The 10,316-nt window shown below is 67.4% G+C and carries 12 protein-coding genes; 5 read left to right on the top strand and 7 right to left on the bottom strand.

Going from position 1 to position 10,316, the window contains the following annotated elements:
* Positions 1-97 precede the first annotated feature (97 nt).
* Positions 98-1,285, top strand: a complete 1,188-nt coding sequence (locus QRO93_RS05995) for a pyridoxal phosphate-dependent aminotransferase (protein WP_180879370.1) — start codon at positions 98-100, stop codon at positions 1,283-1,285.
* A gap of 87 nt (positions 1,286-1,372) precedes the next feature.
* Here QRO93_RS05995 and QRO93_RS05990 read toward each other — a convergent pair whose 3' ends face one another.
* Both QRO93_RS05990 and QRO93_RS05985 read right to left on the bottom strand, forming a co-directional pair.
* Entirely contained in the window at positions 1,373-3,469 is a 2,097-nt protein-coding gene (locus QRO93_RS05990; RefSeq protein WP_006471109.1) for a prolyl oligopeptidase family protein, read from the bottom strand.
* A 69-nt stretch (positions 3,470-3,538) separates the two neighbouring features.
* Positions 3,539-3,865, bottom strand: coding sequence for a hypothetical protein (locus tag QRO93_RS05985; RefSeq protein ID WP_053450844.1), 327 nt, complete (start codon positions 3,863-3,865; stop codon positions 3,539-3,541).
* A 127-nt stretch (positions 3,866-3,992) separates the two neighbouring features.
* Between QRO93_RS05985 and QRO93_RS05980 the strand changes: the two genes are divergently transcribed.
* On the top strand, positions 3,993-4,589 hold the full coding sequence (locus tag QRO93_RS05980; protein ID WP_180879368.1) for a lipocalin family protein: 597 nt from the start codon (positions 3,993-3,995) through the stop codon (positions 4,587-4,589).
* A gap of 39 nt (positions 4,590-4,628) precedes the next feature.
* Here QRO93_RS05980 and QRO93_RS05975 read toward each other — a convergent pair whose 3' ends face one another.
* The 5 genes from QRO93_RS05975 to QRO93_RS05955 form a co-directional block, all read right to left on the bottom strand.
* The gene (locus tag QRO93_RS05975; protein WP_006471116.1) at positions 4,629-4,928 is read right to left on the bottom strand and encodes a HigA family addiction module antitoxin; all 300 of its coding nucleotides are present in this window, start codon (positions 4,926-4,928) and stop codon (positions 4,629-4,631) included.
* Between the two features lie 10 nt (positions 4,929-4,938).
* On the bottom strand, positions 4,939-5,217 hold the full coding sequence (locus QRO93_RS05970) for a type II toxin-antitoxin system RelE/ParE family toxin (RefSeq protein ID WP_180879366.1): 279 nt from the start codon (positions 5,215-5,217) through the stop codon (positions 4,939-4,941).
* 199 nt (positions 5,218-5,416) lie between these two features.
* On the bottom strand, positions 5,417-6,106 hold the full coding sequence (locus tag QRO93_RS05965) for a methionine ABC transporter permease (RefSeq protein WP_008264736.1): 690 nt from the start codon (positions 6,104-6,106) through the stop codon (positions 5,417-5,419).
* Positions 6,103-7,110 (bottom strand): methionine ABC transporter ATP-binding protein, encoded by a 1,008-nt coding sequence (locus tag QRO93_RS05960; RefSeq protein WP_006471119.1) that lies wholly within the window; start codon positions 7,108-7,110, stop codon positions 6,103-6,105. Before QRO93_RS05960 ends, QRO93_RS05965 begins: the two co-directional genes overlap by 4 nt.
* A gap of 147 nt (positions 7,111-7,257) precedes the next feature.
* Positions 7,258-8,154 carry a DMT family transporter gene (locus QRO93_RS05955; RefSeq protein WP_133935611.1) on the bottom strand — a complete coding sequence of 299 codons (897 nt, stop codon included), beginning with the start codon at positions 8,152-8,154 and terminating at the stop codon, positions 7,258-7,260.
* Positions 8,155-8,334: 180 nt separating this feature from the next.
* Between QRO93_RS05955 and QRO93_RS05950 the strand changes: the two genes are divergently transcribed.
* The 3 genes from QRO93_RS05950 to QRO93_RS05940 all read left to right on the top strand — a co-directional run bounded on the left by QRO93_RS05950 (position 8,335) and on the right by QRO93_RS05940 (position 10,285).
* The gene (locus QRO93_RS05950; RefSeq protein ID WP_164241413.1) at positions 8,335-8,817 is read left to right on the top strand and encodes a YajQ family cyclic di-GMP-binding protein; all 483 of its coding nucleotides are present in this window, start codon (positions 8,335-8,337) and stop codon (positions 8,815-8,817) included.
* Between the two features lie 101 nt (positions 8,818-8,918).
* Positions 8,919-9,485 carry a DUF1415 domain-containing protein gene (locus QRO93_RS05945; protein WP_164086601.1) on the top strand — a complete coding sequence of 189 codons (567 nt, stop codon included), beginning with the start codon at positions 8,919-8,921 and terminating at the stop codon, positions 9,483-9,485.
* Positions 9,482-10,285 carry an SDR family oxidoreductase gene (locus QRO93_RS05940; protein ID WP_180879364.1) on the top strand — a complete coding sequence of 268 codons (804 nt, stop codon included), beginning with the start codon at positions 9,482-9,484 and terminating at the stop codon, positions 10,283-10,285. The genes QRO93_RS05945 and QRO93_RS05940 overlap by 4 nt, the downstream gene beginning before the upstream one ends.
* Positions 10,286-10,316 lie beyond the last annotated feature (31 nt).

Genomic DNA, 10,316 nt, shown 5'->3' with positions numbered 1-10,316 from the left:
CGAGCAAGCTCGACTCTACCACTGCAGCGGACAGTTCATCCCGACGTTGCCGGCCAGCGGCCGGCATTACCCCCGGCGCGCGGCGTACCATGGGCGCATGAGTACCCTGCCCCACACGCCGGGCTACAGCCGGCGCAGCCATGAAATCGCCCCGTTCCACGTGATGTCCCTGCTGGCCCGCGCACAGGCGCTGGAGCAGGCCGGCCACGATGTGATCCATCTGGAGATCGGCGAACCGGACTTCACCACCGCCGAACCCGTGGTGCGCGCCGGCCAGGCCGCGCTGGCGGCCGGCCATACCCGCTACACCGCCGCACGCGGCCTGCCGGCCCTGCGCCAGGCCATCAGCGGCTTCTATCGCAGCCACTACGCGCTGGATATCGATCCCGAACGCATCCTGGTCACCCCGGGTGGTTCCGGTGCGCTGCTGCTGGCCAGCAGCCTGCTGGTCGATCCCGGCCGCCACTGGCTGCTGGCCGACCCGGGCTATCCCTGCAACCGCCACTTCCTGCGCCTGGTCGAAGGCGGCGCGCAGCTGGTGCCGGTCGGCCCGGATACCGCCTATCAGCTGACCCCTTCGCTGGTGGAACAGCACTGGAATGCCGACAGTGTCGGCGCGCTGGTTGCCTCACCGGCCAATCCGACCGGCACCGTGCTGTCCGCTGATGAACTGGCGGCACTGTCGCAGAGCCTGCACGCGCGCGGTGGTCACCTGGTGGTGGACGAGATCTACCACGGCCTGACCTACGGCCTGGACGCGCCCAGCGTGCTGCAGGTGGACGACAGCGCGTTCGTGCTGAACAGCTTCTCCAAGTACTTCGGCATGACCGGTTGGCGGCTGGGCTGGCTGGTGGCGCCGCCGGCAGCGGTTCCCGATCTGGAGAAGCTCGCCCAGAACCTGTACATCAGCGCATCGAGCATTGCCCAGCATGCAGCGCTGGCCTGTTTCAGCGAAGCATCGATGGCGATCTTCGAGCAGCGCCGCGAAGCGTTCCGCCAGCGCCGTGACTTCCTGCTGCCCGCGTTGCGCGAACTGGGCTTCCGCATCGAAGTCGAGCCGCAGGGCGCGTTCTACCTGTATGCCGATGTCAGCGCGTTCACCGACGACGCGCAGGCGTTCTGTGCCCACTTCCTGGAAACCGAGCACGTGGCGTTCACCCCGGGCCTGGATTTCGGCTTCCATCGCGCCAACCAGCACGTGCGCCTGGCGTACACGCAGGAAGTGCCGCGATTGCAGGAAGCGGTGGCACGGATTGCGCGTGGGTTGAAAAGCTGGGGCGCCTGATCGCCCCGCGCAAACGGCATCCACGCATGGCGTGGATGCATGGAACCCAAGGAAAAACGCCGCCCAGGGGCGGCGTTTTTCATTTCATCACTTGCCGCCCAACCGCTCCCACAGGAAGCTGTAGGCCAGCGCCGACATATGCGCGGCCTGCGCGTTGTTGGCTGCGCCGCCGTGACCGCCTTCGATGTTCTCGTAGTAGGTCACGTCCTTGCCGGCGTCGATCATCTTCGCCGCCATCTTGCGGGCATGGCCCGGGTGCACGCGGTCATCGCGGGTGGAGGTGGTGAACAGCACCGGCGGGTAGTTCTTCTTCGCGTCGAACAGGTGGTACGGCGAGAAGGTCTTGATGAACTCCCAGTCGCTGGTGTCCGGGTTGCCGTACTCGGCCATCCACGAAGCACCGGCCAGCAGGTGGCTGTAGCGCTTCATGTCCAGCAGCGGCACCTGCACCACCACCGCACCGAACAGTTCCGGGTACTGGGTCAGCATGTTGCCGGTCAGCAGGCCGCCGTTGCTGCCACCCTGCACGCCCAGGTGCCTGGCGGTGGTGATCTTGCGCTTGACCAGGTCACGCGCCACCGCGGCCATGTCTTCATAGGCCTTGTGGCGGTTCTGCTTCAGCGCCGCCTGGTGCCAGCGCGGGCCGTACTCGCCACCGCCGCGGATGTTGGCGACCACGTACACGCCGCCCTTCTCCAGCCAGGCGCGCCCCATGCCACCGGAATAGCTCGGGGTCAGCGAGATCTCGAAGCCACCGTAGCCGTACAGCAGGGTCGGATTGGAGCCGTCAAGCTTCATCGCCTTGTCGTGCACCACGAAGTACGGCACGCGGGTGCCGTCCTTGCTGGTGGCGAAGTGCTGCTCGATCACCTTGCCCTTGGCATCGAAGAAGGCCGGCATGGTCTTCAGCGTTTCCGGCGGCTGGCCGATCTCGGCCAGGGCCAGCGTGGTCGGGGTCAGGTAGTCGGTGGCGGTCAGCCACACCGCGTCACTGTCGTTGCTGTCCACGGCGGACACACCCAGCGTGCCGAAGGCCGGCGCACCGACGAAGCGGCTGGTCTGCCAGCCATCGGCGCCCGGAGTCAGCACCGACAGGCGGTTCTTGACGTCGTCCAGCACGTTCAGCACCAGGTGGCTCTTGGTCCAGGTGGCACTGGCCAGCGAGGTGGTCGCGGTCGGGGTGAACAGCACCTCGAAGTCACGCTTTCCGGCCAGGAAGTCGTCCAGCCGGGTCGCCAGCAGCGAACCGGACGCATAGGTCTTGCCACCCACGGTCCACGGATCGCGCAGCTCCAGGGTCAGCCACTGCTTGTGCAGGCCCTTCTCGGCCGAGTTCGGCGCGTCGATCTTGGTCAGCGTGCCGTCGTCGCCACGCAGGTAGATCTCGTTGTTGTAGAACGCCAGCGTGCGGCTGACCAGGTTGCGCTCGAAACCGGGGGTGTCATCGTGCATCGCCGCGATGTACATGTCTTCCGGCTTGCCTTCGTACACCACGCTGGCCGAGGCCATCGGCGTGCCGCGCTTCCACAGCTTGGCCACGCGCGGATAGCCGGACGTGGTCATGGTGCCGGCACCGAAGTCGGTGTAGACGAACACGGTGTCGCGGTCGATCCAGTTCAGGCCACCCTTCGACTCCGGACGGAAGAAGCCGTCCTTGATCCAGGCCTTGTTGGCCAGGTCGAACTCGCGGGTGACGTCGGCATCGGCGCCGCCGCGCGACAGCGCGATCAGGCAGCGGCTGTAGTCCGGGCGCAGGCAGTCGGCGCCGTGCCAGACCCAGTTCTCGCCCTCGGCCTTGTTCAGCGCGTCCAGGTCGAGCACGGTCTCCCACTGCGGCGAGGCCTTGCGGTACTCGGCCAGCGTGGTGCGCCGCCACAGGCCGCGCTCGTGCTGCTGGTCCTTCCAGAAGTTGTAGTAGTAGTCGCCGATCTTCTGCACGCCGGGGATCTTGGCATCGGAGTCGAGCACCTCGCGGATGCTGGTCTCCATCTGCTTGAAGGCCGGGGTCTGCGCCAGGCGCGCCTCGGACTTGGCGTTCTGTTCCTTGACCCAGGACAGCGGCTTGTCGCCGGTGACGTCCTCCAGCCAGGCGTAGCGATCGGTGTCTTCAGCGGCCACGGCGGTCCCCACCGAGGCAGCGGTCATCATGCCGGCCAGCAGGCAGGCGGAAGCGAGTCGTGACATTGCAGCTCCAGGCAGTCATAAGCCGTGGAACGCTAGCATGGATTGTCGCGGTCGCCCCCGTGTCGAAGGTCAGGCCGTGGCCGCCGGGCGGCGTCGACCGCGCGCAGCCGAAGCCGGACGGCGCCGCGCCTGTCCACCGGTACGACGTGCCAGCCGCAGCCATGACAGGCGCGGCAGCGGGAAACGCAGCAGTGCCCACCACGCCACCAGCGGCATGCCGACCAGCCACATCGGCAGCCAGCCCAGCCATGCGCTGCTGCCGCGCGCGGCCGGCCAGACCAGCACCAGCGCCACGCCGGCCAGCGCCACCTGCTGCACGCCGCGCAGCAAGCGTGGATCGGCGCGCTCGAAGATGACGCGTTCAGTTGCAGGGCGACGGACGGTACGTACGTTCATGGGGCTTCTCCGGTGGACAATGCAACACAGCGTGGGCAAGGGCCTTCTCACGGACTGCGACACCATTGACGGATCGCGTGCACACAGTCGACCATGCGCGTGCAAGCCCACTGGAGCCCGCTCCCGCATGACTTCGATCCGCCCGTTCTGCGCCGTGCTGCTGGCCCTGTCGCTGGCGGGCCCCGCCGTGGCCGCCAGTGAGCCGCCATCGTCCCGCGCCACCGACGCGGCCGCTCTGGACGCACCGATCGACCTGAAGCGCTTCATGGGGACCTGGTACGTGATCGGCCGCGTGCCGAACTTCATCGAACGCGGGCATGTCGCCAGCGTCAACGAATACGAGCTTCGCGACACGCACAAGGTCGGCATCACCTACCGCTACCGCGACGGCTTCGGTGAACCGGTGCAGGAGGTACGCGCACGCGCCAGTGTCGATCCGGACAGCGGCAACCACGGCTGGCGTACCTGGTTCTACCGTGTCGTGCCGACCCATTCGCGCGTGCTGGAAGTGGCCCCGGACTATTCCTGGGCGCTGATCGGTTACCCGGGCCGCGAGATGGCCTGGATCTTCGCGCGCAAGCCGGACATGGACAAGGCCCTGTACAAGGAGCTGGCCGAGCGCCTGCGCGACGAGTACGGCGTGAATACCGACAAGCTCAAGCGCGTGCCGCAGCATCCCGACCAGGTCGGCAAGCTGGGCTACGAAGTACCGAACGCGCGCTGATCGGATCGTGGCTGCGGAGCCGGGTCCGTGCGACCGGCTTCACGCCGCGCGTGGCTGCACCCGGCGTTCGATTTCGCTGCGTGTTGGCAAGGTCTTCAGATCGTAGGCCGCCTGCATCGCGAGCCAGGACGCGGCATCCCCACCGAAATGCCGCGCCAGCCGCGCCGCTGTATCCGCCGAAATGCTGCGTTGGCCGTGCACGATGGCGTGCAGTCGCGTTGCGGGCACATCCAAGGCCTTCGCCAGCGCATTCACGCTCAGCGCCAGGGGCAGCAGGAACTCTTCGCGCAGGATCTCGCCAGGATGGATGGCGCGCATGCCGTTGTGGGGACGCTTCATGGCGGGCACCTCAGTGATAGTCAACAATTTCCACGGCGTCGGCGCCGCTGTCGGTCCAGGTAAAGCAGAGCCGCCACTGATCGTTGATACGAAGGCTGTATTGCCCTCTCCGATCGCCTGACAGCGCCTCCAGGCGGTTCCCGGGCGGGCTGCGAAGGAAGGCCAACGTCTGTGCCGAATCGAGCAGTTGCAATTTGCGTTCTGCCACGCGCCGGATTGGACGCCAGGCACGGGGGCAGGTTCCTTCAAACAGGGCGCGGGTCTGCTTGCAGTGGAATGAACGGATCATTCCGTTCAACGTATTACGTTGAACGGAACATACCAAGGAAGGCGCTGTGCTGCCAGTCCCAGTCTGGCGATATCGATTCCTGATGGGCGTGGCGGCTTCCAGAGTCCCGCGCTATGACAAGCCCAATATCGACGTTCTGCAGGTTGCCGGCCAGCGGCCGGCACTACCCGGACGATGCCGGGCGTCGCCCGGCACCCCGTTACTTGCGGCTGTAATGCGCGACCAGGCGGTCGCCGAGCATCTGCAGCAGCTGCACCAGCACCAGCAGCAGGACCACGGTGACCAGGGCCACGTCGGTGTGCGACCGCTGGTAGCCGTCGCGGAAGGCCAGGTCGCCCAGGCCACCGGAACCGATCGCACCGCCCATGGCGGTGAAGCCGATCAGGGCCACTGTGGTGACCGTGGCACCGGCGATCAGGCCGGGACGCGCTTCCGGCAGCAGCACGCGGGTGACCAGCTGCCAGGTGGTGGCGCCCATCGCCTGGGTCGCTTCGATCACACCGCGGTCAACCTCGCGCAGCGCGGTCTCGACCAGGCGCGCATAGAACGGCGCAGCACCAATGACCAGCGGCACGATCGCGCCGCGCACGCCCAGCGAGGTGCCCATCAGGAACAGGGTGACCGGGATCAGCACGATCATCAGGATGATGAAAGGCACCGAGCGCAGCAGGTTCACCACCAGCGCCAGCACGCCATAGGCCAGCGGCCGGCGCTTCATCTGCGGGGCGCCGAACAGGTACAGCAGCACGCCCAGCGGCAGGCCGATGGCCAGGGTCAGCGGCAGCGAACCGAGCAACATCAGCAGGGTGTCGACGGTGGCCTGGCCGATATCGGCCCACTTGCCCGCATCCAGGTGGCGGAAGAAGCCGCCGGCAGTGGCGATGATCATCGACGCAGTTCCTCAACGTGCACGCCGGCAGCCACGAACGCGGCCTGCGCGGCGGACTGGTCACCGCCCACCAGGGCGACCACCAGCTGGCCATACGGGGTGTCCTTGATCCGGTCGATGCGGCCGGACAGGATGTTGTAATCGACGCCGGTCTCGCGCGCGACGCTGCCCAGCAAGGGCTCGTAGGTGTCGCCGCCGAGGAAGGTCAAGCGCACGATGCGGCCACCGACGGCGTCGAAATCACGGTGCAACGCGCCTTCGTCGACATGCTCCGATTCACTGACGAATCGGCGCGTGGTCGGGTGCTGCGGGTGCAGGAACACCCGGGTGACCGGTCCGGTCTCGACCATCTGCCCGGCATCGAGCACGGCAACGCGATCGCAGACGCGACGGATCACGTCCATCTCGTGGGTGATCAGCACGATGGTCAGGCCCAGCTCGCGGTTGATCTTCGACAGCAGCGACAGCACCGAGGCGGTGGTCTGCGGATCGAGCGCGCTGGTGGCTTCGTCGCACAGCAGGATCTGCGGGCGCGTGGCCAGCGCGCGGGCAATGCCGACGCGCTGCTTCTGGCCACCGGACAGCTGCGCCGGGTACTTCTGCGCATGTGCCTCCAGGCCCACGGTCTGCAACAGCTCGGCCACGCGCGCGTCGATCTCGGCCTTCGGCGTGCCGGCCAGTTCCAGCGGGAAGGCGACATTGCCGGCCACCGTGCGCGACGACAGCAGGTTGAAGTGCTGGAAGATCATGCCGATGCGCCGGCGCAGCGCGCGCAGGCCATCGGCGTCCAGTGCGGTGACATCCTCGCCACCGATCAGCAAACGGCCGCCACTGGGTTCTTCCAGGCGGTTGATCATGCGGATCAGGGTCGACTTGCCCGCGCCGGAATGGCCGATGATGCCGAAGACCTCACCGGCCTCGATGGTCAGGTCCAGCGGTTGCAGCGCGCTGACTTCGCGGCCGGCAACGGCATAGGATTTGTGCAGGCGCTGGAACTCGATCACGGGCGTGGCTCACCGGCTGGGTGACGGAAGGGGGCGTGCAGCCTACCAGCGCCGGCGCTCACGCGCCCGCGCCATAAGCCGGAATGTTATTCCTTTTGGTTCTAAGCCGCCCAGCCCGGTCGTGCCGCCCGCTGGCCGGCAACCGCCTTACGGGTGGTCCAGCGGCTTTGGCGGCTCCTGCCGGTTCACCCGCTCACGGTGCAGCAGGTACAGGCCGGAAGCGACAATAATCGCCGCGCCCACCCAGGTGTAGCCGTCCGGCAGCTGGCCCCAGAAGGCCAGATCCCAGCCGATCACCCAGACCAGGCCGCTGTACTCCAGCGGCGCGATCATCGAGGCTTCGCCCAGCTGGAAGGCCTTGGTCAGGGCGATCTGGCCCAACGCCCCGGCCAGGCCCATGCCGGCGATCAGCGGCGCGTGCGCCACCTGCAGCGGCACCCAGCCGGGAAGGGCCAGCAAGCCGGCGCCGACGGCCATGATCACCAGGAACCAGACCACCATCGACTGCGAGGTGTCGGTGCGGGTCAGCAGGCTGACCGTGATCGCGGCCACGGCGTAGGCGGTGGCCGCGGCCAGTACCATCAGCCCCGGCACCGAGATGAAGCCGTCCACGCCCGGCCGCAGCACCACCAGCACACCGACCAGGCCGATGCCGATGGCCACCCAGCGTCGCGGCCCGACCCGCTCACCGAGCAGCGGCACCGACAGTGCCGCGATCAACAGCGGGGCGACAAAATAGATGGTGTAGGCGGTGGACAGTGGCAGGTCGCGCAGGGCGAACACGAAGCAGCCGATCATCGCCATGCCCAGTGCGCCACGCAGCAGGTGCAGGCCCCAGCGTCGCGGTACCAGCGATCGCGGGCCGGCGCTGACCAGGACCCAGACCAGCACGAATGGCAATGAGGCCGCGCCGCGCAGGAAGGTCACTTCCAGGGTCGGATAGCTGGCCGACAGCTGCTTCATGCCAGCGTCCATCAGCGAGAAACAGGCGACTGCCGCGACCATCCAGGCCACCGCGCGCGAGGGGGAGCGTTGCACGTTCATGGCCCATTATCGCCGACCGCGCCGGATTGTAGAGTCGAGCTTGCTCGACTGGCGCCGTTCTGTAGAGTCGAGCCATGCTCGACTGATCTTCACAAAACAGTCGAGCAAGCTCGACTCTACAAAAAGCTGGCAGGTCGGCACGATAGAATGGCCCTCACTGAATCCTGCGGAGCCGCGCCCATGCCTTCCTTCGACGTCGTGTCCGAAGTCGACACCCACGAACTGACCAACGCCATCGACCAGGCCAACCGTGAGCTGGCCACCCGCTTCGACTTCAAGGGCGTGGAGGCGAAATTCGAACGCGATGGCGATGTCATCAACCAGACCGCGCCGACCGAGTTCCAGCTCAAGCAGATGAACGACATCCTGCGCGCCCGCCTGGCCGCGCGCGGCATCGACGTACTCAGCCTGGAGTTCGGCGACATCGAGACCAACCTGGCCCAGGCCCGACAGAAGATCACCGTCAAGCAGGGCATCGAGCAGAAGATCGCCAAGAAGATCGCCGCTGCACTGAAGGACGCCAAGCTGAAGGTGGAAAGCCAGATCAACGGCGACAAGCTGCGCGTGCAGGGCAAGAAGCGCGACGACCTGCAGGACGCCATTGCCGTGCTCAAGGCCGGCAAGTTCGAGCTGCCGCTGCAGTTCAACAACTTCCGCGACTGAGGCCTGCGCCGGGCGTGACCCGGCGCTGCCACCGGCAGGTACGACGGCGCGTTGCCGGCGACGCGCCTACAATGGCCGCCCCGCCAGCCGACGTGCCCGCCATGACCGATTCCCACCTGCCCACCGATGATCCGATCGCCGCCACCCGCCTGTGGCTGGAGCGCATCGTGATCGGCCTGAACCTGTGTCCGTTCGCCAAGGCGGTGTACGTGAAGGACCAGGTCCGCATCGTGCTGAGCGATGCGACCACGCCCGAGGCGCTGGTCGAACAACTGGCCGAAGAGCTGGTGCTGCTGCGCGATACCCCGGCCGAGCAGATCGACACCACGCTGATCGTGCATCCCCAGGTGCTGACCGATTTCCTCGACTACAACGACTTCCTCGACAACGCCGACGCCGCGATCGAGGCGCTGGACCTGCAGGGCATCCTGCAGGTGGCCAGCTTCCACCCGGACTATCAGTTCGACGGCGTGGCCGCGGACGACGCCAGCAACTACACCAACCGGGCGCCCTTCCCCACCCTGCACCTGCTGCGCGAAGACAGCGTGGCGCGCGCGGTGGATGTCTATCCGGACCCCGACGTGATCGTCGAGCGCAACATCCAGACCCTGGACCGCATCGGCGTGGACGGCTGGCATCGCCGCCTGCGCGGCGAAGACCTGTCATGAGCACGGTGCCACCGATCGCGGCGTGGCCGGTGGCGCCGCTGCAGGGCAAGGTGGTGCTGGTCACCGGCGGCGCAAACGGCATCGGCCGTGGCATCGCCCAGGCCGTGCTCGGCGCCGGCGGACGCGTGCTGATCGGCGATCTGGACGTGGAAGCGGGCCAAGCCTGCCTGGACGAATGGCAGCGGGGTGACGATGCCGCGTTCCAGCGCCTGGACATCGCCGACGAAGCCAGCGTGCGCGACTTCGTCGCGGTGGCCCTGCAGCGGTTCGGCCGTATCGACGGACTGGTCAACAACGCCGGCATCGCCGGCCCGCATGGCACATTGCTGCAGGACATGGCGTGGGAGGAATGGCAGCGCCGCCTGTCGTCACTACACGGTGCCTTCCTGTGCAGCAAGCACGCGCTGCCGGCACTCTCGGCCCGCACTGAGGGCGCGATCATCAACATCGCCTCCACCCGCGCCTGGCAGTCCGAAGCGCACAGCGAGGCCTATGCGGCGGCCAAGGGCGGGCTGGTCGCCTTCACCCACGCGTTGGCGATCAGCAGCGGCCCGGCGGTGCGGGTCAACAGCATCAGCCCCGGCTGGATCGGCACCACGGCCTGGCAGGCGCCCTCGCGGCGCCACCAGCCCGACTACTCGGCCACCGATCACGCCCAGCACCCGGTCGGCCGTGTTGGCCGCCCCGAGGACATCGGCGCGCTGGCGGTGTACCTGCTGTCGTCGCTGTCCGGCTTCACCACCGGCCAGGACTTCATCGTCGACGGCGGCATGAGCCGGAAGATGATCTACGCCGAATAGAGCACCGCTCTTCGGTGGGTGCGGACCTTGG

The sequence above is a fragment of the Stenotrophomonas maltophilia group sp. Smal17 genome (assembly GCF_030237045.1).
Classification (GTDB): Bacteria; Pseudomonadota; Gammaproteobacteria; order Xanthomonadales; family Xanthomonadaceae; genus Stenotrophomonas; species Stenotrophomonas forensis.
The sequence above is the reverse complement of the archived record's forward strand: the minus strand, read 5'-3'. Positions and strand labels throughout refer to the sequence as shown.

Bases quoted from the DNA above. Each gene is read 5' to 3' on its own strand.
- QRO93_RS05995 (WP_180879370.1), top strand. From the start codon at position 98: ATGAGTACCCTGCCCCACACGCCGGGCTACAGCCGGCGCAGCCATGAA.
- QRO93_RS05990 (WP_006471109.1), bottom strand. From the start codon at position 3,469: ATGTCACGACTCGCTTCCGCCTGCCTGCTGGCCGGCATGATGACCGCT.
- QRO93_RS05985 (WP_053450844.1), bottom strand. From the start codon at position 3,865: ATGAACGTACGTACCGTCCGTCGCCCTGCAACTGAACGCGTCATCTTC.
- QRO93_RS05980 (WP_180879368.1), top strand. From the start codon at position 3,993: ATGACTTCGATCCGCCCGTTCTGCGCCGTGCTGCTGGCCCTGTCGCTG.
- QRO93_RS05975 (WP_006471116.1), bottom strand. From the start codon at position 4,928: ATGAAGCGTCCCCACAACGGCATGCGCGCCATCCATCCTGGCGAGATC.
- QRO93_RS05970 (WP_180879366.1), bottom strand. From the start codon at position 5,217: ATGATCCGTTCATTCCACTGCAAGCAGACCCGCGCCCTGTTTGAAGGA.
- QRO93_RS05965 (WP_008264736.1), bottom strand. From the start codon at position 6,106: ATGATCATCGCCACTGCCGGCGGCTTCTTCCGCCACCTGGATGCGGGC.
- QRO93_RS05955 (WP_133935611.1), bottom strand. From the start codon at position 8,154: ATGAACGTGCAACGCTCCCCCTCGCGCGCGGTGGCCTGGATGGTCGCG.
- QRO93_RS05950 (WP_164241413.1), top strand. From the start codon at position 8,335: ATGCCTTCCTTCGACGTCGTGTCCGAAGTCGACACCCACGAACTGACC.
- QRO93_RS05945 (WP_164086601.1), top strand. From the start codon at position 8,919: ATGACCGATTCCCACCTGCCCACCGATGATCCGATCGCCGCCACCCGC.
- QRO93_RS05940 (WP_180879364.1), top strand. From the start codon at position 9,482: ATGAGCACGGTGCCACCGATCGCGGCGTGGCCGGTGGCGCCGCTGCAG.